Raw genomic sequence first — 24,584 nt, forward strand, 5'->3', positions numbered from 1 at the left:
GCGTTTCGGTGTTTTTCATGCGTGCTTTTTTGTTATCGGCGGCCACTTTTCTGGCCGCTTTATTGTTCAGCTTGCCATCCCTGGCGGCTTCGCGGTGCGATGTCAATGTTCCGACCGAGCGAGTCGATCTGGAACAGGTGAGCCTGGCCTACCAGAGCATTGGCCGTGCCTCGGACCCTGCCTTGTTGCTGGTGATGGGCTTGGGCGGGCAGTTGATTCACTGGCCGGACGAGGTGGTGGTTGCGTTGTGTCAGCAGGGTTTTCGGGTGATCCGCTATGACAACCGCGATGTGGGTCTCTCCACATGGCGGCAGACGCCGGTCGATGCCAACCTGACGTTCGAAGTGATGCGCTACAAACTCGGCTTGCCGGTATCGGCGCCGTACACCCTGACCGACATGGCCGACGATGCCTTCGGCCTGATGAGTGCCTTGCACGTCGAGCAATTCCACGTACTGGGCGCCAGCATGGGCGGGATGATCGCCCAGCATATGGCGGCCATGGCACCGCAGCGCATCGAGAGCCTGACCTTGCTGATGACCAGCTCGGGGGCCGAAGGTTTGCCAGCGCCAAGTGCGGCACTGATGCAGTTACTCGCGCGACGTGGTGCGCCGAATCGCGAAGTAGCACTGGAGCAACAGGCCGATTTGCTGGCGGCATTGGGTAGCCCGGCGGTGAGCGATGACCGGCAGGCGTTGTTGCAGCAGGCGGCGCAGTCTTATGACCGGGCGTTCAACCCGGAGGGCGTGAAGCGCCAGATCATGGCGATCCTCGCTGAACGGAGCCGTGTGGCACTGCTCAATCAATTGCGGGTGCCGACGCTGGTGGTTCACGGCACCGCCGATCCGTTGTTGCCGGTGATGCACGGCGTACATCTGGCGGCGCACATTCGCGGCAGTCAATTGAAGCTGATTCCGGGGTTGGCGCATCGTTTCCAGGAGGCGTTCAAGGCGCCGTTACTGGCGGCGGTGTTGCCGTATTTGCAGGCCCACCGCGAAGACACCTCGCATTGGGCGCAGATCGATCCGGTGGCCGAACACAATCTCCTGTAACACCCCAATCCAATGTGGAAGCGAGCTCTTGTGGCGAGGGAGCTTGCTCCCGCTGGGCTGCGAAGCAGCCCCAATCCTGCACAGGCTGCTGAGTCTCAGGTAATCCGCATTGACCTGTTTACGACTGCTGCGCAGCCGAGCGGGAGCAAGCTCCCTCGCCACAAAAGCGCCTCAATGACAGTGGAGGCTGGTTTACGTTGGAATGAAGTTTTCCAGCATCCGGTTTACCGCCAGTTCACCCAGCATGACGGAGTTCTGGATGCCGAGCACGGTGTTGCGCTGCGGGCCGTTCAGCTGCCCCGCGAAATCACTCAGCATCACGCTCGCCGCCGCCAGAGATTCGCAGGCGTTGACCAGCAGGGTTTCGTCATTGGCGTCGGGGGCGACCAAGTAAAGGGTGCTGGGTTTGCGTGGGGTGTCTTTGGGAATGACCGGTTTGAGGTAGTAATCGAGGGCGCGGTCGGCGGCTTCGTTGAGCTTTTTGGAGCCTGGGGTTTCGTATGGGGAAACGATGTCTCCGGTTTAAAACGTAAAGGATGTCTCCGGTTTCTACCCGAGCAAGCCCGCTCCCACAAGGGATCTGCTGCGCGCTTTGGCCCCTCGGGTGTATCGTTCGAACTTTCCGGCGCGATTCAAGCCTGCGAGGTAAATGATGAGTACCCCCCTGAAAATCGATTTCGTCAGCGACGTGTCCTGCCCCTGGTGCGTCGTCGGTCTATATAGCCTGACCCGTGCCCTGGATTTGCTGGGTGACGAAGTCCAGGCCGAGATCCGTTTCCAGCCGTTCGAACTGAACCCGAAGATGGGCCCCGAAGGCCAGAACATCACCGAACACATCAGCGAAAAGTACGGCTCGACGCCTGAGCAATCGCAGAAGAATCGCGAAATGATCCGCGCGCGTGGCGCCGAGGTCGGGTTTGCCTTTCGCACGGACGGCAGCAGCCGTATCTATAACACGTTCGATGCTCACCGCTTGCTGCATTGGGCGGGGCTGGAAGGGTTGCAGTTCAACCTGAAAGACGCGCTGTTCAAGGCGTATTTCACCGAGGGCGGCAATCCGTCCGATCACGCACAATTGGCGCAGATCGCCGAAAGCGTGGGGCTGGACCGGCAGCGGGCCGAGGCGATCCTGGCGTCCGACGAATTCGCCAAAGAAGTTCGCGAAGAAGAACAGTTGTGGTTATCGCGCGGCGTGAGTTCGGTGCCGACGGTGGTGTTCAACGGGCAGTACGCCGTCAGTGGCGGGCAGCCGGTGGAGACGTTTATCGGTGCGATTCGCCAGATTATGAGTGAGGCCAAGGGCGGAACAGTGAGCTGAAATTGTGGCGAGGGAGCTTGCTCCCGCTGGGCTGCGCAGCAGCCCCAATAACAACGAACTGTTTCCGTCAGACACGCCGAGTACACCGGTTTTGCGGCTGCTGCGCAGCCGAGCGGGAGCAAGCTCCCTCGCCACAGCTCACAGAATACAAGCGTGGATGGTCAGGCGTGCAAGCGAACCCAAACGCTGACCAGCACCGTCGCCGCCATCAACCATGCCACCGCCGCCACCGCCAACGAAGCCTCCAGCCGCATCCGGTCGACCATCACATACAAGGTCGCCAGGTAGACGAAGTACGGAATGATCGACCACATGCCAAACACGATGGTGGTTTTCAGATCATCCAGCGAACGCCCCTTGCCGACGATGTAATGAGCGATCAGCGCAAAGGTAGGAAACAGCGGCACCAGGCCTGCGATGTAATAGTTTTTGGTCTTGGCCAGCATGGCCAGAATCACCACCACCGCCGCGCCCAGGGTCGCTTTGAATATCAGGTCCATCAGTGGCTCAGCCCGTATTTTTTCACTTTGTCGAACAGCGTGGTCTTGGCCATCCCCAGTTCCTGGCTGGCCTGGGTCAGGTTGCCGCCGCTGCGCTGCAAGGCGTCGCTGAGCAGGTTGCGTTCGAACGCTTCCACCGCTTCGGCGAAGGCCAGGCCCTGATTGCTGCCATTGGTGCCGGATTTTTTGAAGGCCGGCAGGCCCAATGCGAAACGCTCGGCGACGTTGCGCAATTCGCGCACGTTGCCTGGCCAGTCATGGCTCATCAGGTTCGACAGGGTCTGGTTGTCCAGCTCTGGCACCGCGCGGTCGAAGCGCAGGGATGACTGCTGCAGGAAGTGTTCGAACAATTGCAGGATGTCTTCGCGGCGTTCGCGCAACGGCGGCAGTTCCAGGGTCACCACGTTCAAGCGGTAATACAGGTCGCTGCGAAACTCGCCGGCCTTGCTTGATTGATCCAGATCGGACTTGGTCGCGGCGATCACCCGGCAATCCACCGCCACGCTCTGGTTCGAACCCAGGCGTTCGAGGGTGCGTTCCTGCAACACCCGCAGCAGTTTGATCTGCAACGGCAGGGGCATGCTTTCTACTTCATCGAGGAACAGCGTGCCGCCGTCGGCGTGCTCGATCTTGCCGATCCGCCGCTTGCCGGCACCGGTGAAGGCGTTGGCCTCGTGGCCGAATATTTCACTTTCGAACAGGTTCTCCGGCAGGCCACCGCAGTTCAGCGCGACGAACTGTTTGGTGTGCCGACGGCTGAAGTCGTGCAGGCAGCGCGCAACCAATTCCTTACCGGTACCGGTCTCGCCTTCGATCAGCACGTTGGCCGAAGTATCGGCGACGTTGGCGATCAGTTCCCGCAGGTTCTGCATGGCCGGCGAGCGCCCGATGATCCGGCCTTCGAGGGAGTCGCGCTCGAACAGCTGTCGACGTAACGACGACACTTCCCGCGCCAGGCTGCGTTGCTCCAGCGCACGGCGGGCGACGTCCACCAGGCGTTCGGGGGAGAAGGGTTTCTCCATGAAGTCGTAGGCGCCTTTCTGCATCGCGCCGACCGCCATGGATATGTCGCCGTGGCCGGTAATCAGCACCACCGGCAGGCTGCGATCGCGGGCCTTGAGCCGGGTCAGCAGTTCCAGGCCATCGATGCCCGGCAGGCGGATGTCGCTGATGACGATGCCGGCGAAGTTATCGCCGACACGTTCCAGCGCTTCTTCGGCGCTGCCCACGCCCACGCAGGGAATGTCTTCCAGGGTCAGCGCCTGTTGGCAGCCGAGCAGGACATGAGGGTCGTCTTCGACGATCAGCACACTAAGGTCGTTGTTCATATTGGCTCGGCGGGAGTGGGGCTTACCAACGGTAAACTGAGAACGAAAGTGGTTCCACCGCTGGCCGGGTGTTCGACACCCAGATGCCCGCCAGTGGCGGCGGCCAGGCTTGCCGACAGCGTCAGGCCGAGGCCCAGGCCTTGTTCGCCCGGTTTGGTGGTGAAGAACGGTTCGAACAGATGCTTGCGCGCTTCGGCATCGATGCCGTGGCCGTTGTCGCGTACCCGCAGACGATACTTGCCATCGAACGCCTCGCCCTCGAGCCACAACGCCGGCTGGGGCTGCGACTGCATGGCGTCGAGCGCGTTGCCGATCAGATTGACCAGGATCTGTTCCAGGCGGGTCTGGTCGATCTGCAGTTGTACGTCTTTGAAATCGCGGTGCAATTGCAGGTGCGCACTTTCCACCCGGCTACCCAGCAACTGCAGGGCAGCGTCCACTGCTTTGCCGAGGCTGGCCTGGCCCTTGTCATCGCCACGCCGGGCGAAGGAACGCAGGCTGGCAGTGATCCGGCCCATGCGGTCGATCAGTTCATTGATGGTCTTGAGGTTGGTGCTGGCGACATCCAGCTGACCGCGTTCCAGAAAGCGCACGGTATTGCCGGACAAGGTTCGCAGGGCGGCGAGCGGCTGGTTCAATTCGTGGGCGATGCTGGTGGACATCTGGCCGATGGCCGCCAGTTTGCCGGCCTGGACCAGTTCATCCTGGGCGCGGCGCAACGTCTCTTCCGCCTGCCGGCGTTCACGGATCTGGCCCTTGAGCCGTTCGTTGCTGGCGCGCAGGTCGGTGGTGCGTTCGGTAATCCGACGCTCCAGTTGATTGTTGGCTTCCTGCAAGGCTTCCCGTGCCGCGAGGCGGGTGGCGATCACCTTGCGCCGCTCGTTCCAGGCGATCAGCAGAAACGCCACCAGGGCAAATGCCACCGCCACCAGAATCCCCTGATTGATCGCTTCACGGCGCAAATCCTGCAGGGGGGTGAGCAGGGTGAAGTTCCATGGGGTGTCGCTCAGCGGCCGGGTTTGCGAGAGATAGCTGATGTTCTCTTCTTCGGACATCAATTCGCTGTTGGCGGGGAAGGTCAGCTTTTCTTCGCCTTCGGCGAGTTTCTCCCGTGCCAGCGGTTGCAGTTCATTCAGCGGAAACCAGTAGTACTGCAGGCTACGGGCCAGTTTTTCCTTGGTTTCCTCGCTCAATGGCACAACCGATTTAAGCCGCCGCGCCGGATCGCTGGAGAGAATGATGATGCCGTTCTCGTCGCTGACGAAGGCTTCCAGGCGCGCACGCTGCCAGCGTTCTTCCATGGCTTCGAGGCGGACCTTGACCACGGCGACGCCGATGATCTTGCCGTGCTCTTCCAGGCCATGCGCCAGGTAATAACCGGGTTCGCCACTGGTGCTGCCGATGCCATAGAAACGCCCCGGCTGACCGCGCACGGCATTCTGGAAATAGGCACGGAAGGACAGGTCTTCACCCAGATAACTGTCGACATCGCGCCAGTTGCTGGTGGCCAGTACGCGACCGGTGGTGTCCATCACATAAATGGCCCGACTGCGGCTGCGCCGGTTCAGGCCTTCAAGGTATTCGTTAACCGTCTGCCGATGTTCCGGCGACGTATCGGCCAGCAGTTTTGAAACACTGGATTCGAGTTCCAGCAGGCTGGGCAGGTAGGTGTACTTGCTGATCTCGCTCTCGACGGCGCGGGCGTGCAGTTCCAGCTGGCGCTGGCCATTCTCGCTAAGGTTGAGAATTCCGTAGTGTTCACTGACCCAGAAGCCGATGTAACCCAATCCGATCATCAGGGCGATGACCAGCGGCGGCAGGAACAGATGGCGAATCAAACGGGGTTTCACGGCGAGTGATGGCGGCGCGGCGCGATAGAGAGTGGAGTCGCATTTCATCACAGATGCCTTGGGTCAACCAGCGTGGCAACGGGCTTGCACTGGTTTCCAGTCGAACGCGGAACCTGTGGCGAGGGAGCTTGCTCCCGCTCGGCTGCGAAGCAGTCGTAAAACCGGTAAATGCGGTGTGTCAGACACAATGCGTTTTCAGGTTTTGGGGCCGCTGCGCGACCCAGCGGGAGCAAGCTCCCTCGCCACAAGGGCAAGCCAGTACCGTCTTAGTGCTGCAGAATCTTCTCGAGGAAATGCTGCGCGCGGTCGGAGCGGGCGGTGATGTCGCCGAAGAACTCTTCTTTCTTGCAGTCTTCGATGATCTTGCCCTGGTCCATGAAGATCACCCGGTCGGCCACTTTACGCGCAAAGCCCATTTCGTGGGTCACGCACATCATGGTCATGCCTTCGTGGGCCAGTTGCACCATCACGTCGAGTACTTCGTTGACCATTTCCGGGTCCAGCGCCGAGGTCGGTTCGTCGAACAGCATGACGATCGGGTCCATCGCCAGCGCACGGGCAATCGCCACACGCTGTTGCTGACCACCGGAGAGTTGGCCCGGGTGCTTTTTGGCGTGGGCAGACAGCCCGACGCGCTCAAGCAATTGCAGGGCTTTCTTGGTCGCTTCTTCCTTGCTGCGGCCCAGCACCTTGATTTGCGCGATGGTCAGGTTGTCGATGATGCTCAGGTGCGGGAACAGTTCGAAATGCTGGAACACCATGCCTACGCGCGAACGCAGTTTCGGCAGGTTGGTCTTCGGGTCGGCGATGGATGTGCCATCGACGATCACGTCGCCTTTCTGGAACGGTTCCAGGGCGTTGACGCATTTGATCAGGGTGGATTTGCCGGAGCCAGACGGCCCGCACACCACAATCACTTCGCCTTTTTTGACCTCGGTGCTGCAGTCAGTCAGTACCTGGAAGTCGCCATACCACTTGTTGACATTCTTGATAGAGATCATACGGCAAACCTTTTTTGCAGACGCTTGACCAGCAGCGAGGCGGCAAAGCTGATTGTGAAGTACGTGAGACCTGCAAAGATCAGGAACTCATTGGAGCGGCCGATGATGTCGCCACTGGCACGCGAGGCATTGAGGAAGTCCACCAGACCTACCGCATACACCAGAGAGGTGTCCTGGAACAGAATGATGCTCTGTTGCAGCAGCAGCGGGGTCATCTTGCGAAACGCTTGCGGCAGGATGATCAGTCGCATCATCTGGCCGTATTCCATGCCCAACGCCTGGGCAGCGCCCATCTGGCCCTTGGGGATCGACTGCACGCCAGCCCGCACGATTTCGCAGAAATACGCGGCTTCGAACATCATGAAGGCCACGATGCAGGAGGCGAACGCGCCGATCGGGGTGTCTTCGCCGGTAATCCAGCGTAATACAAACGGCACCGCCAGGTAGAACCAGGTGATGACCAGCAGCAACGGGATCGAGCGGAAATAGTTAACGTAGGCGCCGGCGATGCTCGACAGCAGTTTGTTGTGGGACAGGCGCATCAGCGCCAGGAGCGTGCCGAGGATGATCCCGCCGATCACGCCCAGCGCCATCAGCTTGAGGGTCATGATCATGCCGTTCCACAAACCCGGCAGGGACGGAATGATGCCCGAGAAGTCGAATTCCATCATTTACCCCCTACGGAAATCAGGCCCGGTACGGCGACTTTTTTCTCGACCGAACGCATCAGCAACATCAGGCTCATGTTCAGCGTGAAGTAGATCAGCGTTGCCAGGGTGAAGGCTTCGAACAGGTTGGCGGAGAACTCGGCAGTCTGTTTGGTCTGCGCGAGCAGCTCCATCAGGCCGATCAGCGACGCGACGGAGGAGTTCTTGAACACGTTCAAAAATTCCGAGGTAAGCGGCGGAATGATGATGCGGTAAGCCTGGGGCAGCAGCACGTTCCAGTAGATCTGCGGCAGCTTGAAACCCATGGCGCGAGCGGCGGCTTCCTGGCCGCGGGGCAGCGCCTGGATACCGGTGCGCACTTGTTCGCAAACGCGAGCGGTGGTGAACAGGCCCAGGCACACGACGACGCTGAGGAACGCCGAGGTCGTCGGGTTGAGATCCTGCTTGTACCACTCCTGGATGTCCGCAGGCAGCAGGTCGGGCACCAGGAAGTACCAGATGAACAGCTGAACCAGCAGCGGCACGTTACGGAAGAGTTCGACGTAGCAGGTGGCGATACCCGATACGATGCGATTCGGCACCGTGCGCATGACGCCCAGAATCGAGCCCAGCAGCAGCGCGATGATCCAGGCTGCGATGGCGATGGCGATGGTCCAGCCCAGACCGGAGAGGTACCAGTCGAAATAAATCTCGCTGCCCACGCCGGTGGACTTGAAGAACACGCCCCAGTCCCAGTTGTAATTCATTAGGGTCTCCCCTCGGATTCGATCGATTTACAAATGCCCGCCTGGGGAAGCTCCGTTCCCGCCCGATCTTGAAGATCAGGCACACACGAGCGGCTCGACAACCACCGGTTCGAGTGTTTCCAGAAAATGCCAGCAGGGAGTGACAACCCCTGAAAGGGCAAAGGCTCTCTCAGGGGATAAGGTTAGTCAGAAATCAGGATTTCTTTTCGTCAGCCGCTTTGTCGGTCGGATTGGCGATCAGGGCCTTGAGCTCTTCGCTCATCGGGAAGTTCAGGTTCAGGTTTTTTGGCGGGATTGGCTGCATGAACCATTTTTCGTAGATCTTATTGATCTCGCCGGACTTGTAGGTCGCGACGATGGCGTCGTCGACAGCTTTCTTGAACGGCGCGTCGCCCTTGCGGACCATGCAACCGTAGACTTCAAAGGACTGTGGAGTACCGGTCACGACCCAGTCGGTCGGCTTCTTGGCCTTGGCCATTTCGCCAGCCAGCAAGGCGTCGTCCATCATGAAAGCAACGGCACGGCCGGTTTCCAGCATCTGGAAGGACTCGCCATGGTCTTTGGCGGAGATCACGTTCATGCCCATCTGCTTGTCGGCGTTCATCGACTTGAGGATGCGCTCGGACGTGGTGCCCGCGGTGGTCACGACGTTTTTGCCTTTGAGGTCGGCGAAGTCTTTGTACGGGGAATCTTTCTTGGACAGCAGTTTGGTGCCGATTTCGAAGATGCCGACGGAGAAGTCAACTTGCTGCTGACGCTCTACGTTGTTGGTGGTGGAGCCGCACTCCAGGTCCACGGTGCCGTTCTGCACCAGCGGAATACGGGTCTGCGAGGTCACCAGGTTGTACTTGACCTGCAGGTTCGGCAAGTCCAGTTCTTTCTTCAGGGCTTCGACGACTTTCAGCTGGATATCGTGGGAATAGCCAACCGGTTTGCCGGAAGCGTCCGCGATGTAGGAAAACGGAATGGAAGCGTCACGATGCCCGAGGGTGATGGTGCCGGACTCTTTGATCTTCTTCAGTGTGCCGGTGAGTTCGGCGGCGAAAACTGGCGTGCTGATCAGAGCGGCAGCAATGGCTGCGCCCAGGATATGGGGAACGATGCGCATCAAATTTTCCTCGACATTGTTTTTATATGGAGCCAGTTCATCGGCCCTTTTTGGTGCTTCGAATGCCTGAGGGCTCCTGAAGTGTTGGCGCAGCAGGCATTCGTCCAAGAGTGTAGAGCATGACTCGTGCCAGGCCAGGCGATATAGATCAAGTTATTGATTTATAAGGATATTAAATATTTGTGGCGTTGAATTTTCTATTGGGCGATCCGGTTTACCGAATCGACTGGCAAGTCGCGTTCGGAAAACCGAATGCAATTCCATGACTTGCACATACCCTGTGGGAGCGGGCTTGCATCGCGAAAGCGGTCTATCAGCCGACGGATAGGTTGAATGTTAGTCCGTCTTCGCGAGCAAGCCCGCTCCCACAGTTGATCAATGGTGTTCTCTAGAATGCAAAAAGCCCCTGAATCATGAGATTCAGGGGGTTTCGTTTTAACCGGATTAACCGGACTCCCGATCAGGCCGCTTCGATCTTGCTGCGGTTCTGTTCGACCTTGTTCAGGTAATCCTTGAGCTTCTGCTGTTCCGCCGGGGTCGTGAACAGCCCAAGCTTTGTGCGGCGCCACAGAATGTCGTGGGCGGTGGTCGCCCATTCTTCGCTGCACAGGTAATCGACTTCACGAGTGTAGAGGCCGCCGCCGATGTGTTCGCCCAGATCGTTGAGGTTTTCCACACCTTCGAGCATGCGCCAGGTGCGGCTGCCATACGTGGTGGCCCAGCGTCGGGCGATTTCGGTGGGTACCCAGTCGAACTTGTCGCGGATCCGCGAGCACAAGGCCTGCGGCGTGGTCATGTCTTCGCCGCCGGGCAGGGGCGCGCTGGCAGTCCAGCTTGGCTTGATGTGCGTGAAGTACGGGGCCAGTTGCGCCAGCGCCGACTCGGCCAGTTTGCGGTAAGTCGTCAGTTTGCCGCCGAACACCGACAGCAGCGGCGCTTCGTCGGCACTGCCCGACAATGCCAGGGTGTAGTCGCGGGTGACGGCCGACGGGTTGTCGGATTCGTCGTTGCACAGCGGACGCACGCCGGAATAACTGTGCAGGATATCGTCGCGGCTGACTTGCTTCTTGAAGTGGGCGTTGACCACTTTGAGCAGGTAATCGGTTTCGCCTTCAGTGATCGCGACGTTCGCCGGGTCGCCGGTGTATTCACGGTCGGTGGTGCCGATCAGGGTGAAGTGATTCAGATACGGGATGGTGAAGACAATGCGCTGATCTTCGTTTTGCAGAATGTGCGCGTGTTCGCCTTCATACAGCTTCGGCACGATCAGGTGGCTGCCCTGGATCAGACGGACGCCGTACGGCGATTCCATCTTCAGGTCGTCACGGATGAACTGGGCAACCCACGGGCCGGCTGCGTTCACCAGTGCTTTGGCGCGGATCGAAAACAGGCTGCCATCGGCGCGTTCCAGGTGCAGGTGCCAAAGGCCCTTGGTGCGACGGGCATTGACGCAACGGGTTTGGGTATGGACGTGAGCGCCTTTCTCGCGGGCGGCCATGGCGTTGAGCACCACCAGACGTGCATCGTCGACCCAGCAATCGGAATATTCGAAGCCTTTGGTGATTTCGCTTTTCAGCGGGCTGTCCGGGCCGAACTTCAGGCTTTTCGAGCCTTCGAGTTTTTCTCGCTTGCCCAGGTGATCATAAAGGAACAGGCCGGCGCGGATCATCCAGGCCGGACGCAGGTGCGGGCGGTGCGGCAACACGAAACGCATCTGTTTGACGATGTGCGGCGCCTTGGCCAGCAGCACTTCACGCTCGGCGAGGGCTTCGCGCACCAAGCGAAATTCGTAATGTTCGAGGTAGCGCAGGCCGCCGTGGATCAGCTTGCTGCTGGCCGACGAAGTGTGGCTGGCCAGGTCATCCTTTTCGCAAAGGAACACCGAAAGACCGCGACCGGCGGCATCCGCTGCAATCCCCACGCCATTGATCCCGCCGCCAATGACGGCAATATCGTAAACCTCGGCGAGTGGGGGCATAGGCAAGGTAGAAGTGGGCATCGGCTGGCCTCGGGCTTTTGATTTTCTATATTGGAATTCGAACATTAATGTTCATTTGCGAAAATACTAGCCCATAAAGACGCGCACAGCCAGTCAACTTCGATTGAAAATACTGATCGAAAGGCGGTTAAAGGAAAATTTACGAACATTGAGTGAGCGCAGGAGGGGCTTTTGTGGCGAGGGAGCTTGCTCCCGCTGGGCTGCGAAGCAGCCCTAAAACCGGCAATCGGGGTATTTCAGAAGGAGCATGTCATCTGATTTGCGTCTGCTGCGCAGCCGAACGGGAGCAAGCTCCCTCGCCACAAGGGAGCGCGCTGTTTCCGAGAGGGGTTAAACCACTTCCAACCGAATCTTGTGCTGGCTCAGCAACTGCGCCAAGGCCGGCGAAGGCGGTTGATCGGTGACCAGACAATCGATCAGGCTGATCGGCCCCAGGCGAATCATGGCGTTGCGCCCGAATTTGCTGGAGTCGGCTGCCAGAATCACCTGCCGGGCATTGGCAATGATCGCCTGGGATACCCGCACTTCCTGATAATCGAAATCTAGCAAGCTGCCATCTTCATCGATGCCGCTGATACCGACCAGGGCGAAGTCGACCTTGAACTGGTTAATGAAGTCGACACTCGCCTGACCCACCACGCCACCGTCACGTCGCACGTTGCCACCGGTCAGCAGCACGTCGAAATCGTCCTTGGCGCTGAGCATCGAGGCTACATGCAGGTTGTTGGTGATGATCTTCAGGTGGTTGTGGTTGAGCAGCGCCCGGGCGATGGATTCGGTGGTGGTGCCGATATTGATGAACAGCGAGGCGTGATCGGGAATCTGAGCGGCAATGGCTTCGCCGATACGCTGTTTTTCATCGCGCATCTGATCGGCGCGCATGGCGTAGGCGGTGTTTTCGACGCTGGAGTCGTAGGCTGCACCGCCGTGGTAGCGACGCAACAGATTGACTTCCGCCAGTTGATTGATATCGCGGCGGATGGTTTGCGGTGTAACGACGAACAGCTGGGCCATTTCCTCGATGCTGACATAGCCGCGCTCGCGGACCAGTTCGAGGATTTGCTGCTGACGGGGAGGCAGATTCATGGGGCTTCCTTTGGGCTGCCGTGCAAAATTTGCCCATGATGCCGCAGGAATCCGCTCCCTACCAGTTAGAACCCGACCTTGGCTTATTCAGCACCCTCATGCGGTTCCCAATCACGAGTGCGGCTGACCGCTTTTTTCCAGCCGGCGTAGAGTTTTTCTTTCGCGGTTTCGTCCAGTGTCGGTTCGAACTCGCGCTCGATCACTGCCTTGCCGCGCAACTCGTCCAGGCTGCCCCAGAAGCCGCAGGCAAGACCCGCCAAATAAGCCGCGCCCAATGCGGTGGTTTCGCGCATTTTCGGACGCTCGACTTGCGTACCGAGAATGTCTGCCTGGAACTGCATCAGGAAGTTGTTTGCGACTGCGCCGCCGTCCACGCGCAGGGATTTCAGGCGCTCGCCGGAATCCTGTTGCATGGCGTCCAGAACGTCGCGGGTCTGGTAGGCAATCGACTCCAGCGCGGCACGAATGATGTGATCCACGCGTACGCCGCGCGTCAGGCCGAACAATGCGCCACGGGCATACGGGTCCCAGTACGGAGCGCCCAGACCGGTGAAGGCTGGCACCAGGTAAACGCCGTTGCTGTCCTTGACCTTGTTGGCGAAGTATTCGGTGTCGTGGGCGTCGTTGATGATTTTCAACTCATCACGCAGCCACTGCACGGTGGAGCCACCGTTGAACACCGCGCCTTCCAGGGCATAGGCCACTTCGCCACGCGGGCCGCAAGCGATGGTGGTGAGCATGCCGTGTCTGGATTTCACCGCTTTGTCGCCGGTGTTCATCAGCAGGAAGCAACCGGTGCCATAGGTGTTTTTCGCCTGGCCTGGCTCGACGCACATCTGGCCGAAGAGCGCCGCCTGCTGGTCGCCGGCGATACCGCCAATGGCGATGCCGCTTTTGGTGTGGCCGTAGATCTCGGACGAGGATTTAACTTCTGGCAGCATCTCGCGCGGGATGTCGAGGACCTCCAGCATCTTCGCGTCCCACTCCAGCGTGTGGATGTTGAAGAGCATGGTGCGCGAGGCGTTGGTGTAGTCGGTGACATGTACTTTGCCACCGGTAAATTTCCAGATCAGCCAGCTGTCGACGGTGCCGAACAACAGTTCACCCTTGCGCGCACGTTCACGGCTGCCTTCGACGTTGTCGAGGATCCACTTGAGCTTGGTGCCGGAGAAGTACGGGTCGGTGACCAGGCCGGTGGTGTCGCTGATGTATTGCTCATGGCCATCGCGCTTGAGCTGTTGGCAGATTTCGGTGCTGCGCCGGCACTGCCAGACGATCGCGTTGTAGATCGGGCGGCCGGTGGTCTTGTCCCAGACCACGGTGGTTTCGCGCTGGTTGGTGATGCCGATGGCTGCGACCTGATCGTGATGCAGGCCGGCTTGCGCCAGGGCCTCGACCATCACGGCGCTCTGGGTGGCGAAGATTTCCATCGGGTCATGTTCGACCCAGCCGGCTTGCGGGTAATGCTGCGCGAATTCGCGCTGGGCGGTGCAGACCACGTTCGCGTCACGGTCGAAAATGATCGCGCGGGAGCTGGTCGTACCCTGATCGAGGGCAATGATGTAGTTCTTATTCTGTATGTCGGTCATGTCGATTGCCTTGGACGAAAATTAGGAAGTGAGGTCAGGCGCGGGGCCACATGGGCAGGATCACGCGCCAACGGTTTCAAGACGTTCTTGGTTTGCCGTCAATGGCCGGTGCTGCATCCTTTGTAGCAGGTATGGCGCTGGGCAGATGACGGGCAATCAGCCCGCGATACGCTGCAGCACCGAGGCAGGCACCGACAATCGGTGCAAAAATCGGGATCAGGAAGTACGGGATATCGCGCCCGCCAGTGAAGGAAATTTCACCCCAGCCGGCGAAGAAAGTCATCAGTTTAGGACCGAAGTCGCGGGCCGGGTTCATCGCGAAACCGGTCAACGGGCCCATCGAGCTACCAATCACGGCAATCAGCAGACCGATCAGCAACGGCGCCAGCGGCCCTTTGGGCAGACCGTTGTTGTCGTCGGTCAACGACATGATCACGCCCATCAATATGGCGGTGATGATCACTTCAACCAAAAAGGCCTGGGCAGTGGTCAGAGCAGGGTTCGGAAAAGTGGAGAACACCGACGCCAATTCAAGGCTGGCCTGGGTGCCACGAACCATTTGGTGGGTTTGTTCGAAATCGAAGAAAAGGTTGCTGTACAGCGTGTAAACCAACAAGGCCCCGCAGAAGGCGCCAGTCACCTGGGAGAAGATATAGAAAGGCAGTTTGCGCTTTTCGAAGTCAGCGAAAATGCTGAGCGCGATACTCACGGCAGGATTGAGGTGCGCACCGGAAACGCCGGCGGTGAGGTAGATCGCCATACTGACGCCAACCCCCCAGATGATGCTGATTTCCCACAGCCCGAAGCTGGCGCCCGCGACCTTGAGCGCGGCAACGCAACCAGTACCGAAAAAGATCAGCAGTGCAGTACCCAGAAACTCAGCCATGCATTGGCTTGAGAGCGTCGGTTGTTGTAAAGCAGTTGTCATTGAAAACCTCGTTTTTGTTGTTGTCTGGCGCTTTTTGACCAAAGCCAAAGCGCGACTTTCACCGAGGCAGGACCCCATCCTGTGCTCGGTTTACTGCTGGGTGCTGCGGTGAGACATTCGTACAGTATTCAGATTCGAAAAAATATAGACAAGAAACGCTGCTGTCAAAGGTCGAAAGTGAACTGTCAGTCACATTTCAACTATTAGTCATGTGAATGACCGCATCGTTCATCGGGGAGGCTGACCGTGGACGAACGGCACAGTAGCCCGGCCAAGCTTTTGAAATAGCGTTGTAATAGAGCCTTTTATCGATCAATGACCTAGAATCCTGCGCAGTATTTTTTCTTCTGCCGCCAAGCCTGGAGCTGCCATGACCCCCGCATTGGATTTGTTGAAAAAAGTTCGTGCCGAACATCGCGTGCACAGTTACGAACATGATCCAAAGGCAGCGTCCTATGGTCTGGAGGCCGCGGAAAAACTGGGCCTGGACCCGGCGCAGGTGTTCAAGACATTGCTGGCGGCCAGCGAAAAGGGGGAATTGTTGGTGGCGGTGGTGCCGGTCGTCGGAAGTCTGGACTTGAAGGCGCTGGCGCAGGCCGCTGGCGTGAAGAAAGTCGAAATGGCCGATCCCGCGGCTGCACAGCGCGCGACAGGTTATCCGTTAGGCGGCATCAGTCCGCTCGGGCAGAAGAAGCGTTTGCGTACCTTTATTGATCATTCGGCTCAGCCTTTTTCCAGCATCTTCGTCAGCGCCGGACGGCGTGGACTGGAAGTCGAACTGGCGCCCGCCGTGTTGGCCGAGCACACCCAGGCGAAGTTCGCCGATATCGGTCGCGCCTGAGCAAAAGGCCTCGGGCGTCAGTCTGTATGGTGGAAATTGACTGGTTCTGTTACTGGCGAAGGGCGCTTCGTGGCTTCATGCTCGTCGACCTGAAAAAGGGAGAAGTGGCATGCAGCTAGAGTTTCATCAGGTCGACGCGTTCAGTGATCGCCCGTTCAGTGGCAACCCGGCGATGGTGTACCGGCTCGATACCTGGCTCGACGATGAGTTGATGCAAAAAATCGCCGCCGAACACAACCTCGCCGAAACTGCGTTTCTGGTGCGTGAGGGGCCTGTCTGGCACATCCGCTGGTTTACCCCGACCACCGAAGTCCCGTTATGCGGCCATGCAACCCTGGCCAGCGCCTATGTTCTGTTTGAAGTCTATAAGGAACCGGTCGAACGGCTGGACTTCATCTGCAAGTCCGGCCCGCTGAGTGTCAGCCGTGAGGGCGAGCGCTTGTGGCTGGATTTCCCGGCCATCGTGCCGACAGAAGTGGACGTGACCGCGGATATCGAGCGCGCCTTGGGTGTGAAAGCAATCGATATTCTGGGTTCGACAGAGTTGTTCATCGTGCTGGAATCCGAGCAAGCGGTACTCGACTGTCAGCCGGACATGATTGCACTGGCAAAACTGCCGTGGCTGGGCGCCATTGTGACGGCCAAGGGCAGCAAGCATGATTTTGTATCGCGATACTTTGCCCCGGCAATCGGCATTGACGAAGACCCGGTTACCGGGTCGACCCATTGCAGCCTGATTCCGTATTGGGCGGAACGCTTGAGCAAATCGAGTCTGACGGCTTATCAGTGTTCGGCGCGAGGCGGGGAGTTGTTCTGCCAGATGGAAGGGGAGCGAGTGAGTATTGGCGGCAATGCGACGCTGGTCGCAAGCGGCAAATTAATGCTCGGATGATTTTTTTGTAGGAGCGAGGCTTGCCTGCTGTGGCGAGGGAGCTTGCTCCCGCTCGGCTGCGAAGCAGTCGTAAATCCAGCGAACCGCATTCGCTGGATTTGGGTCCGCTTCGCGAACCAGCGGGAGCAAGCTCCCTCGCCACAGCGAGCAAGCCCGCTTGTGTCCGCGTTTTTCAGCTAGCGGAGCTGTACCGCCGAACACCGGATTCGATCACCGGAATCTGCGCCGCCGTGCTGCCGTTCGCCTGGAACAGCACCAAGTGTTCAGCCGCCACCCGAATGCCGACTTCAGCACCGACCAGATGATCGGCATGACTCGGGAAAATCGATTCCAGCTGCGCGCCCGTAGGTAACAGCAAGCGATACAAGGTTGATGCGCCCTGGAAGCTCTTGCCAACAATCTGCGCCCTCAGTGGGCTGTCCGGCGCATAGACGATATCGTCCGGGCGCAACAACACATCCACAGCGCAACCGATGGGCCAGGTATAGGCACGGTTGCCGCGCAATTCACCCAACTCGGTCTGCACCGACTCCGGGCTGCTCAACTGACCGCGAATGAAATAACCCTGGCCAATGAAACTGGCCACGAATGGCGTCAGGGGTTCGTGATAGAGGTTGTAGGGTGTATCCCACTGCTCCAGGCGACCTTCCTTGAAAACACCGACATGGTCGCTGACCGCGAAGGCTTCTTCCTGATCGTGGGTCACCAGGATTGCACTGGTGCCGCGTGCCTTGAGAATGGCGCGTACTTCATGACTGAGCTTGCGTCGCAATTCGCCGTCGAGGTTAGAGAACGGTTCGTCGAGCAACAGCAGTTGCGGTTCCGGCGCCAGGGCGCGGGCCAATGCCACACGTTGCTGCTGGCCACCGGACAGCTCATGGGGGAAGCGCTTGCCGAGGTTTTTCAGGTTGACCAGTTCGAGCAGCTCTTCGGTGATGCGATCCTTTTGCGGGTGCTTGCGGATCCCGAAAGCGATGTTCTCGGCCACGCTCAAATGCGGAAACAATGCGTAATCCTGAAATACCATGCCGATCCGGCGTTTCTCCGGGGCAAGGGTGAAGCCGGCGCTGGAGATGGTTTCGCCCGCCAACTGGATTTCACCTTCGTGCACCGGTTCAAAGCCGGCAATCGCCCGCAGGGTGGTGGTTTTGCCGCAGCCCGAAGACCCCAGCAGGCAACCGATATCTCCAGCATTCAAATGCAGGTTGAGGTTCTGCACAACCCGCAGGTTTTGATAACCGCAGGCCAGGTTGCGCAGGTTCAGCAGTAATGGCTGGCTCATGCGTGGTGGTACGAAGGCGGGACGAGGAATTCGAGCAAGGCCTTTTGTGCATGAAGGCGGTTTTCGGCTTGATCCCAGGCCACCGAACGTGAGTCGTCGAGCAGGTCGAGGCTGATTTCCTCACCACGGTGGGCCGGCAGGCAATGCATGAACAGCACGTCCGGGGCGGCCTGGTCGAGCAGGGCACGGTTGACCTGGAACGGTGCGAACAACTTCAGGCGCTTGGCGGTTTCCTCTTCCTGGCCCATTGAGGTCCAGACATCGGTGCTCACCAGGTGCGCACCGCGCACGGCTTCCTGCGGATCGCGGACGATGGTCACCCGATCGCCGGCTTTAGCCACGAACTCAGGATTGGGTTCGTAACCTTCCGGGCAGGCGATGCGCAACTGGAAGTCGAACTGGATCGCCGCTTCTATGTAGCTGTTGCACATGTTGTTGCCATCGCCGATCCAGGCCACAGTCTTGCCTTGAATCGAACCACGGTGTTCGAGGAAAGTTTGCATATCGGCCAGCAATTGGCAGGGGTGCAGGTCATCGGACAGGCCATTGATCACCGGCACGCGGGAATTGGCGGCGAATTCGGTCAGGGTACTGTGGGCAAAGGTACGGATCATCACCGCATCGAGCATGCTCGACATGACGATGGCGCAGTCGCCGATCGGCTCGCCGCGACCCAATTGGGTGTCGCGTGGCGACAGGAATATCGCCTGGCCGCCCAGCTGGATCATGCCGGCTTCGAACGAGATACGGGTGCGGGTCGAGGACTTCTCGAAAATCATCCCCAGGACGCGGTTTTTCAAAGGCTCGAACAGTACGCCGCGGTTACGCAGGTCCTTGAGCTCAACGCCTCGACGGATCACGCTGACCAGCTCTTCGGGCGTGCAATCCATCAGGGAGAGAAAGTGCCTTGCGCTCATCATTGACTACCTTTTTGCAACAGACCGCAGATACTCAAAGCCTTGTTTAACTGAAAAACGGGCGAGACCTGCGGCGTAAGCCGCACGGGGCGACGAAATAGGGGAAGGCGCGATATTGACATTAAATGTCGCGTTTTTCCAATAGGCTACGGTGTTTAGGGGATTTCAGAGGGGCTACGGGTGACCGCAGTAGCGCTTTTGAAGCCTGTTTCCTGACAGCAGCTAACCATTTGTACACCGCGCTCGCTGGGCTTGGCAATCAAACAGGGCGCGGGCGACACGCTGGCGGTCGGTTTTTGACCTGTCATTCGGGTCTTTGGCGGGCAATGTGTCTTGTCCGAAACATTTGCTAAAGCAAAGTGCTGCGTTATAACTAAGGCACGAGCGATGCAGGAAGCCATCTGGAATGGAATCGAAAGAACAGCTGTTAATGGAATTACTCGGGCTTACGGCCCGCTCTCTGACTCACCTCACCGCTTCCATGACCTCGATGTCTTTCGAGTTGTTGCGCAGTGAAGACGAGGTCACGAAGGCGGCCGGCCGACGCATGATTGACCGCATGGCCACTATCAGCGCCGGGCTCGACGAGCATTGGCGACTGATCGGCGAGCTCACCGGCGTGCATATTGCCCACGAGCAGATCGAAACCGTTGAGGAGATCCAGTCGCAGGCGCCGCCGAGTCTGCCGTTGAACTGATCCGTTGCTGCCATCGGCTGGCCTGATGGTCGCCGATTCACAAGACGAACATCGCTGGCAAAGGGGCGGATCGCGCGCCATAGTTTTGTTCCCGCGGCCGCTATTGCCCGCCCAGAACAAAACAGAGACTGGCCATGACCAAGACTCTCCATCACCGTGCGTGCCACCTGTGCGAAGCCATCTGCGGCCTGACCATCGAAACCACCGAGGTCGAAGGCAGCGGCGTACAGATCACCTCGATCAAGGGTGATCCACAGGACACCTTCAGCCGTGGGCACATCTGCCCCAAAGCGGTTGCCCTGCAAGACATTCAGAACGATCTGGATCGCCTGCGTCAGCCGATGCGGCGAACAGGCAGCGAATGGCAGCCTATCGAGTGGGAAGATGCTTTCAGTTTTGTGGCCGAACGCCTGGCGGCGATCCAGGAGCGTCACGGGCAGAACGCGGTGGCGGTTTATCAGGGCAATCCCAGCGTACACAACTACGGATTGATGACCCACAGCAATTACTTCCTCGGCCTGCTGAAAACCCGCAACCGGTTTTCCGCGACGTCGGTCGATCAGTTGCCCCATCACCTGACCAGTCATTTGATGTACGGCCACGGCTTGCTGCTGCCGATCCCGGACATCGATCACACCGATTTCATGCTGATCCTGGGCGGCAATCCACTGGCTTCCAACGGCAGTATCATGACCGTGCCGGATGTGGAGAAGCGCCTCAAGGCAATTCAGGCCCGGGGCGGCAAAGTGGTGGTGGTCGATCCGCGTCGCAGCGAGACGGCGGCGATGGCTGATCAGCATCTGTTCGTGCGCCCCGGTGGCGATGCGGCGCTGTTGTTCGGGCTGCTCAATACCTTGTTCGCCGAAGGCTTGACCCGCGACAGTCATTTGCCGGTCGATGGCCTGGATGAAGTGCGTGAAGCGATCGCAGGCTTCACTGCCGAGGCCATGAGCCCACTGTGTGCGGTGCCCGCTGAGCAGATCCGCCAACTGGCGCGCGACTTCGCGGCAGCGCCGACAGCGGTGTGCTACGGCCGTATGGGCGTTTCGACCCAGGCTTTCGGTACCCTGTGCCATTGGCTGGTGCAACTGATCAATCTGGTCACCGGCAACCTCGACCGGGTGGGCGGTGCGTTGTGCACCGAGCCTGCGGTGGATCTGGTGGCCTCGACCTCGGGCGGGCATTTCAACCGCTGGCAGAGCCGGGTGTCCGGGCGTCCGGAATATGCTGGAGAACTGCCGGTGTCGGCGCTGGCCGAAGAGATGCTTACCGAAGGGGAAGGGCAGGTCCGCGCACTGATCACAGTGGCGGGCAATCCGGTGCTGTCCACGCCCAATGGCCGGCAACTGGAGCAGGCGCTGGACGGGTTGGAATTCATGGTCAGTGTCGACCTTTACATCAATGAAACCACGCGTTATGCCGACCTGATCCTGCCGTCGACGTCGGCGCTGGAAAACGATCATTACGACACCACGTTCAACCTCTTCGCGGTGCGCAACGTCACCCGCTTCAACCGGGCGATCCTGGCCAAGCCCGAAGGCGCACTGCATGACTGGGAAATTTTCGTGGGGCTGGCCAAGGCTTTTGCAGCGAAGACTGGCAAAGAGCTGAAGCCGACTATCGCTCCCGCGCAGATGATCGACCTGGGGCTGCGGATGGGACGGTATGGCGACGCTTCGGAACATAAGCTGTCACTGGCGACTTTGTTCGATCATCCTCACGGTATCGATCTGGGGGCGCTCAAACCCAATCTGGCGCCACGCTTGAAAACGGCCAATCAGCGAGTCCAGGCGGCACCTGCCGAGATTCTCGCCGATCTGGCGCGCTTCGGGGCACTGCAAGCACCGGCTGCCGATGAGTTGCTGCTGATCGGTCGCCGCCACGTGCGCAGCAATAATTCATGGATGCACAATTATCACCGTCTGGTGAAGGGCAAGCCGCGCCATCAATTGTTGATGAACCCGGATGACCTGGCCAGCCGCGGGATCAGCGACGGGCAGCGGGTTCGCGTCAGTTCGCGGGTCGGGGTGATCGAGGTTGAAGTGGTCGCCAGCCTGGATATGATGAAAGGTGTGGTCAGCCTTCCGCACGGTTGGGGTCATGCGCGACCGGGTGTGCAGATGACGATTGCCAGCAGTCAACCCGGCTCCAGCGCCAATGACCTGACTGATGAATGTCAGCTCGATGAGTTGTCGGGTAATGCGGCGTTGAATGGCGTACCGGTGACCGTGGCGGCGGCGTGAACATGACTGTCGGGGAGGCCGAGCATGGCGCTCGGGTTTCCGTTACAATGCGCCACCGTGCCGACCACTGAGTCGGAAAGTTCAGCCGAGGTGCTCCATGGATATCATCGAAACGATTAAAGAGCAGATTGCCAACAACACCATTCTGCTTTACATGAAAGGCTCGCCGAATGCCCCACAGTGTGGCTTCTCCGCGAAAGCTGCGCAGGCTGTAATGGCCTGTGGCGAAAAGTTTGCCTATGTGGACATCCTGCAGAACCCGGAAATCCGCGCCAACCTGCCGAAATATGCCAACTGGCCAACCTTCCCGCAATTGTGGGTCGGTGGCGAGCTGATCGGGGGTAGCGATATCATGACTGAAATGGCTGCTGACGGTTCGTTGCAAGCGACGATCAAAGCTGCCGTTGAAGCTGCTGCTGCCAACAAGACCGACGCCTGATTAGCTCCTGTAGGAGCTGTCGAGTGAAACGAGGCTGCGATCTCTTGATCTCAGCAACTAAAAAGCCCCGCCCTCGAAAGAGGAGCGGGGCTTTTTATTGCACTTAAACAAGTTACTGAGATGTCGCCGCTACGATCGTCAAGATCGCAGCCTCGTTTCACTCGACAGCTCCTACTCTTCGCCCATCTGCGACTGCAGATAGTTCTCAAGGCCGACTTTATCGATCAGGCCCAGTTGGGTTTCCAGCCAGTCGATATGTTCTTCTTCGGATTCAAGAATGTCTTCGAGCAGTTCACGGCTACCGAAGTCGCCAACAGTTTCGCAGTGAGCGATAGCGACTTTCAGATCGGCATGGCCGTCGCGTTCGATCTTCAAGTCACACTCAAGCATTTCCTTGGTGTGTTCGCCAATGTTCAGCTTGCCCAGGTCTTGGACATTCGGCAGGCCTTCAAGGAACAGGATGCGCTTGATCAGCTTGTCGGCGTGCTTCATCTCGTCGATGGATTCGTGGTACTCGTGCTTGCCGAGCTTGTTCAGACCCCAATCTTCATACATGCGCGCATGCAGAAAGTATTGATTGATCGCGACCAGCTCATTGCCAAGGATTTTGTTGAGGTGCTGGATGACTGTAATGTCGCCTTTCATGATGGGGTCCTGCCCTGTATTAGCTGTTTATAAGGCAGAGTTTGAGCCGCATGATTAAGAGTGTCAAACCTAAGTTATTGAAACTTAAATGAAAATTAATCGGAATAAGAATGTTTGTGTTCCGCGTCTAGCCTCTAAGCAATTGATTTTCAGACATAAAAAAACCGGACATCAAGTCCGGTTCTTTGAAATAAGGGCTTTAAGCGGCGGTAAATTCTGCGGGGTAAGGGATCGACGCCTGGGCTGATTGCAGTTTGCCGAGGGTTTCACGGACCACTTCCTTGGCAAGGCAGGCGCATTTACCGCATTGGCTGGCAACGCCAGTGGCCTGACGAACTTCCCGATAACTGCAGCAACCTTCATAGATTGCATCGCGGATTTGACCATCGGTGACGCCAGTGCAGAGGCAGACATACATAAGTGAAAACCGTCGCTGGTTGTGACTCAATTGCGATGGATCTTAATGTTAACGAGAATGATTGTCAAAGTGGTTTCTGAAAGGTTTTTGTCATAAGGGCCTGTGACTGACGAACGGTTTCATCTCACGCTGTCAGGCGAAAAATATAGAAGCAGTCTTTTTACCGTCCAGGAAAAAAACCATTAAGGCGCTAAGGACAGGTGAAAAACGCGGTGTATGATGGTCGGCCTTTTGCGAAGCAGGTTTGTGTCACAGGGCTGTCGCCCGAGGGTGGCAGGCTGGCATGAACCCTGTTCTTCAACGTTATTACACCAGGAGATATCCAATGAGCGTACTCGTAGGCAAACAAGCCCCTGACTTCACCGTACCGGCCGTACTCGGCAATGGCGAAATCGTAGACAGCTTCACCCTGTCCTCGGCCATCAAAGGCAAATACGGCCTGGTGTTCTTCTACCCACTGGACTTCACCTTCGTTTGCCCGTCCGAGCTGATCGCTCTGGACAACCGCATGGCTGACTTCGCAGAGCGCAACGTGGAAGTGGTCGCGGTGTCGATCGACTCGCACTTCACTCACAATGCATGGCGTAACACCCCGGTGAACAATGGCGGTATCGGTCAGGTTCGTTACACCATGGCTGCCGACATCAAGCAGGAAATCATGAAGGCTTACGACGTTCAGTCCGCTGACGGCGTTGCATTCCGTGGCGCCTTCCTGATCGACGACAAAGGCGTTGTCCGCTCGCAGATCATCAACGACCTGCCGCTGGGCCGTAATATGGAAGAGCTGATCCGTCTGGTCGACGCTCTGCAATTCCACGAAGCGCATGGCGAAGTTTGCCCTGCCAACTGGAAAAAAGGCGACAAGGGCATGAACGCTTCGCCAGAAGGCGTTGCTGCCTACCTGACCGAGCACGCTGCTGCGCTGTAAGGCACGTTCGAGGCATAAAAAAACCGGCTGATGAGGCCGGTTTTTTTATGGGCGGGATAAACCCATGCTGTTCACTTTGAAAGAGCAAGCTCCCTCGGCATCAGATGAG

At 58.5% G+C, this 24,584-nt stretch carries 24 protein-coding genes; 8 read left to right on the forward strand and 16 right to left on the reverse strand.

From position 1 onward, the window contains the following. Positions 1-17 precede the first annotated feature (17 nt). Positions 18-1,052, forward strand: a complete 1,035-nt coding sequence (locus ABH909_RS09480; protein WP_429432570.1) for an alpha/beta fold hydrolase — start codon at positions 18-20, stop codon at positions 1,050-1,052. 192 nt (positions 1,053-1,244) lie between these two features. On the opposite strand, the gene ABH909_RS09485 is transcribed toward ABH909_RS09480, so the two are convergent. Continuing rightward, positions 1,245-1,565 (reverse strand): DUF6124 family protein, encoded by a 321-nt coding sequence (locus tag ABH909_RS09485; RefSeq protein ID WP_429439801.1) that lies wholly within the window; start codon positions 1,563-1,565, stop codon positions 1,245-1,247. A 139-nt stretch (positions 1,566-1,704) separates the two neighbouring features. Here ABH909_RS09485 and ABH909_RS09490 point away from each other — a divergent pair, with 139 nt between their 5' ends. After that, positions 1,705-2,370: a DsbA family oxidoreductase gene (locus tag ABH909_RS09490; protein WP_429439804.1), complete on the forward strand. Its 666-nt coding sequence runs from the start codon at positions 1,705-1,707 to the stop codon at positions 2,368-2,370. A gap of 161 nt (positions 2,371-2,531) precedes the next feature. On the opposite strand, the gene ABH909_RS09495 is transcribed toward ABH909_RS09490, so the two are convergent. The 11 genes from ABH909_RS09495 to ABH909_RS09545 all read right to left on the reverse strand — a co-directional run bounded on the left by ABH909_RS09495 (position 2,532) and on the right by ABH909_RS09545 (position 15,173). Continuing rightward, the gene (locus ABH909_RS09495; protein ID WP_185047110.1) at positions 2,532-2,861 is read right to left on the reverse strand and encodes a GlpM family protein; all 330 of its coding nucleotides are present in this window, start codon (positions 2,859-2,861) and stop codon (positions 2,532-2,534) included. A gap of 8 nt (positions 2,862-2,869) precedes the next feature. Next, entirely contained in the window at positions 2,870-4,198 is a 1,329-nt protein-coding gene (locus ABH909_RS09500) for a sigma-54-dependent transcriptional regulator (protein WP_052966168.1), read from the reverse strand. After that, positions 4,195-6,096 (reverse strand): sensor histidine kinase, encoded by a 1,902-nt coding sequence (locus ABH909_RS09505; protein ID WP_429432574.1) that lies wholly within the window; start codon positions 6,094-6,096, stop codon positions 4,195-4,197. Before ABH909_RS09505 ends, ABH909_RS09500 begins: the two co-directional genes overlap by 4 nt. Positions 6,097-6,314: 218 nt before the next feature. Next, positions 6,315-7,049 carry an amino acid ABC transporter ATP-binding protein gene (locus tag ABH909_RS09510; RefSeq protein ID WP_429432577.1) on the reverse strand — a complete coding sequence of 245 codons (735 nt, stop codon included), beginning with the start codon at positions 7,047-7,049 and terminating at the stop codon, positions 6,315-6,317. Further along, positions 7,046-7,717, reverse strand: a complete 672-nt coding sequence (locus tag ABH909_RS09515) for an amino acid ABC transporter permease (protein WP_429439807.1) — start codon at positions 7,715-7,717, stop codon at positions 7,046-7,048. Before ABH909_RS09515 ends, ABH909_RS09510 begins: the two co-directional genes overlap by 4 nt. After that, positions 7,717-8,463, reverse strand: coding sequence for an amino acid ABC transporter permease (locus ABH909_RS09520; RefSeq protein WP_429432580.1), 747 nt, complete (start codon positions 8,461-8,463; stop codon positions 7,717-7,719). The genes ABH909_RS09515 and ABH909_RS09520 overlap by 1 nt, the downstream gene beginning before the upstream one ends. A gap of 193 nt (positions 8,464-8,656) precedes the next feature. Further along, complete coding sequence (locus tag ABH909_RS09525) at positions 8,657-9,571, reverse strand: glutamate/aspartate ABC transporter substrate-binding protein (protein WP_429432583.1); 915 nt, start codon at positions 9,569-9,571, stop codon at positions 8,657-8,659. A gap of 460 nt (positions 9,572-10,031) precedes the next feature. Then, entirely contained in the window at positions 10,032-11,570 is a 1,539-nt protein-coding gene (gene glpD, locus ABH909_RS09530; RefSeq protein WP_429432586.1) for a glycerol-3-phosphate dehydrogenase, read from the reverse strand. A gap of 330 nt (positions 11,571-11,900) precedes the next feature. Beyond that, positions 11,901-12,656: a DeoR/GlpR family transcriptional regulator gene (locus ABH909_RS09535; RefSeq protein WP_095632280.1), complete on the reverse strand. Its 756-nt coding sequence runs from the start codon at positions 12,654-12,656 to the stop codon at positions 11,901-11,903. Between the two features lie 83 nt (positions 12,657-12,739). Continuing rightward, a complete protein-coding gene (gene glpK / locus ABH909_RS09540; protein ID WP_095632279.1) occupies positions 12,740-14,245 on the reverse strand; it encodes a glycerol kinase GlpK in 1,506 nt (501 codons plus the stop codon). 76 nt (positions 14,246-14,321) lie between these two features. Next, entirely contained in the window at positions 14,322-15,173 is an 852-nt protein-coding gene (locus ABH909_RS09545; RefSeq protein ID WP_429432590.1) for an MIP/aquaporin family protein, read from the reverse strand. A 370-nt stretch (positions 15,174-15,543) separates the two neighbouring features. On the opposite strand from ABH909_RS09545, the gene ybaK reads away from it, so the two are divergent. Both ybaK and ABH909_RS09555 read left to right on the forward strand, forming a co-directional pair. Further along, entirely contained in the window at positions 15,544-16,014 is a 471-nt protein-coding gene (ybaK, locus tag ABH909_RS09550) for a Cys-tRNA(Pro) deacylase (RefSeq protein ID WP_429432593.1), read from the forward strand. A gap of 109 nt (positions 16,015-16,123) precedes the next feature. Beyond that, positions 16,124-16,906, forward strand: a complete 783-nt coding sequence (locus tag ABH909_RS09555; RefSeq protein ID WP_429432596.1) for a PhzF family phenazine biosynthesis protein — start codon at positions 16,124-16,126, stop codon at positions 16,904-16,906. Between the two features lie 172 nt (positions 16,907-17,078). Here the strand turns inward: ABH909_RS09555 and ABH909_RS09560 are convergent, their stop codons facing one another. Together ABH909_RS09560 and argF are read right to left on the reverse strand one after the other, a co-directional pair. Beyond that, entirely contained in the window at positions 17,079-18,188 is a 1,110-nt protein-coding gene (locus ABH909_RS09560; protein ID WP_429432599.1) for an ABC transporter ATP-binding protein, read from the reverse strand. Continuing rightward, the gene (gene argF, locus ABH909_RS09565; RefSeq protein ID WP_429439810.1) at positions 18,185-19,105 is read right to left on the reverse strand and encodes an ornithine carbamoyltransferase; all 921 of its coding nucleotides are present in this window, start codon (positions 19,103-19,105) and stop codon (positions 18,185-18,187) included. Before argF ends, ABH909_RS09560 begins: the two co-directional genes overlap by 4 nt. A 406-nt stretch (positions 19,106-19,511) precedes the next feature. On the opposite strand from argF, the gene ABH909_RS09570 reads away from it, so the two are divergent. The 3 genes from ABH909_RS09570 to grxD all read left to right on the forward strand — a co-directional run bounded on the left by ABH909_RS09570 (position 19,512) and on the right by grxD (position 22,484). After that, positions 19,512-19,802, forward strand: a complete 291-nt coding sequence (locus tag ABH909_RS09570) for a hypothetical protein (RefSeq protein WP_429432602.1) — start codon at positions 19,512-19,514, stop codon at positions 19,800-19,802. Positions 19,803-19,936: 134 nt separating this feature from the next. Next, positions 19,937-22,045, forward strand: coding sequence for a molybdopterin oxidoreductase family protein (locus tag ABH909_RS09575; RefSeq protein ID WP_429432605.1), 2,109 nt, complete (start codon positions 19,937-19,939; stop codon positions 22,043-22,045). Positions 22,046-22,142: 97 nt separating this feature from the next. Continuing rightward, positions 22,143-22,484 (forward strand): Grx4 family monothiol glutaredoxin, encoded by a 342-nt coding sequence (gene grxD, locus ABH909_RS09580; protein ID WP_095632272.1) that lies wholly within the window; start codon positions 22,143-22,145, stop codon positions 22,482-22,484. A 171-nt stretch (positions 22,485-22,655) separates the two neighbouring features. Here grxD and bfr read toward each other — a convergent pair whose 3' ends face one another. Continuing rightward, positions 22,656-23,129, reverse strand: coding sequence for a bacterioferritin (bfr, locus tag ABH909_RS09585; protein WP_429432609.1), 474 nt, complete (start codon positions 23,127-23,129; stop codon positions 22,656-22,658). Positions 23,130-23,328: 199 nt separating this feature from the next. Next, the gene (locus tag ABH909_RS09590) at positions 23,329-23,547 is read right to left on the reverse strand and encodes a bacterioferritin-associated ferredoxin (protein WP_123500682.1); all 219 of its coding nucleotides are present in this window, start codon (positions 23,545-23,547) and stop codon (positions 23,329-23,331) included. Positions 23,548-23,872: 325 nt separating this feature from the next. On the opposite strand from ABH909_RS09590, the gene ABH909_RS09595 reads away from it, so the two are divergent. After that, a complete protein-coding gene (locus ABH909_RS09595; protein WP_429432613.1) occupies positions 23,873-24,475 on the forward strand; it encodes a peroxiredoxin in 603 nt (200 codons plus the stop codon). Positions 24,476-24,584: the final 109 nt, after the last annotated feature.

Source organism: Pseudomonas sp. BS3782 TE3695 (assembly GCF_050435305.1).
Classification (GTDB): Bacteria; Pseudomonadota; Gammaproteobacteria; order Pseudomonadales; family Pseudomonadaceae; genus Aquipseudomonas.

Bases quoted from the DNA above. Each gene is read 5' to 3' on its own strand.
- ABH909_RS09480 (WP_429432570.1), top strand. From the start codon at position 18: ATGCGTGCTTTTTTGTTATCGGCGGCCACTTTTCTGGCCGCTTTATTG.
- ABH909_RS09555 (WP_429432596.1), top strand. From the start codon at position 16,124: ATGCAGCTAGAGTTTCATCAGGTCGACGCGTTCAGTGATCGCCCGTTC.
- ABH909_RS09500 (WP_052966168.1), bottom strand. From the start codon at position 4,198: ATGAACAACGACCTTAGTGTGCTGATCGTCGAAGACGACCCTCATGTC.
- ABH909_RS09515 (WP_429439807.1), bottom strand. From the start codon at position 7,717: ATGGAATTCGACTTCTCGGGCATCATTCCGTCCCTGCCGGGTTTGTGG.
- ABH909_RS09595 (WP_429432613.1), top strand. From the start codon at position 23,873: ATGAGCGTACTCGTAGGCAAACAAGCCCCTGACTTCACCGTACCGGCC.
- argF (WP_429439810.1), bottom strand. From the start codon at position 19,105: ATGAGCGCAAGGCACTTTCTCTCCCTGATGGATTGCACGCCCGAAGAG.
- grxD (WP_095632272.1), top strand. From the start codon at position 22,143: ATGGATATCATCGAAACGATTAAAGAGCAGATTGCCAACAACACCATT.
- glpK (WP_095632279.1), bottom strand. From the start codon at position 14,245: ATGACCGACATACAGAATAAGAACTACATCATTGCCCTCGATCAGGGT.
- ybaK (WP_429432593.1), top strand. From the start codon at position 15,544: ATGACCCCCGCATTGGATTTGTTGAAAAAAGTTCGTGCCGAACATCGC.
- ABH909_RS09505 (WP_429432574.1), bottom strand. From the start codon at position 6,096: ATGAAATGCGACTCCACTCTCTATCGCGCCGCGCCGCCATCACTCGCC.
- ABH909_RS09525 (WP_429432583.1), bottom strand. From the start codon at position 9,571: ATGCGCATCGTTCCCCATATCCTGGGCGCAGCCATTGCTGCCGCTCTG.
- ABH909_RS09575 (WP_429432605.1), top strand. From the start codon at position 19,937: ATGACCAAGACTCTCCATCACCGTGCGTGCCACCTGTGCGAAGCCATC.
- bfr (WP_429432609.1), bottom strand. From the start codon at position 23,129: ATGAAAGGCGACATTACAGTCATCCAGCACCTCAACAAAATCCTTGGC.
- ABH909_RS09510 (WP_429432577.1), bottom strand. From the start codon at position 7,049: ATGATCTCTATCAAGAATGTCAACAAGTGGTATGGCGACTTCCAGGTA.
- ABH909_RS09535 (WP_095632280.1), bottom strand. From the start codon at position 12,656: ATGAATCTGCCTCCCCGTCAGCAGCAAATCCTCGAACTGGTCCGCGAG.
- ABH909_RS09570 (WP_429432602.1), top strand. From the start codon at position 19,512: ATGGAATCGAAAGAACAGCTGTTAATGGAATTACTCGGGCTTACGGCC.
- ABH909_RS09560 (WP_429432599.1), bottom strand. From the start codon at position 18,188: ATGAGCCAGCCATTACTGCTGAACCTGCGCAACCTGGCCTGCGGTTAT.
- ABH909_RS09520 (WP_429432580.1), bottom strand. From the start codon at position 8,463: ATGAATTACAACTGGGACTGGGGCGTGTTCTTCAAGTCCACCGGCGTG.
- ABH909_RS09490 (WP_429439804.1), top strand. From the start codon at position 1,705: ATGAGTACCCCCCTGAAAATCGATTTCGTCAGCGACGTGTCCTGCCCC.
- ABH909_RS09590 (WP_123500682.1), bottom strand. From the start codon at position 23,547: ATGTATGTCTGCCTCTGCACTGGCGTCACCGATGGTCAAATCCGCGAT.
- ABH909_RS09545 (WP_429432590.1), bottom strand. From the start codon at position 15,173: ATGACAACTGCTTTACAACAACCGACGCTCTCAAGCCAATGCATGGCT.
- glpD (WP_429432586.1), bottom strand. From the start codon at position 11,570: ATGCCCACTTCTACCTTGCCTATGCCCCCACTCGCCGAGGTTTACGAT.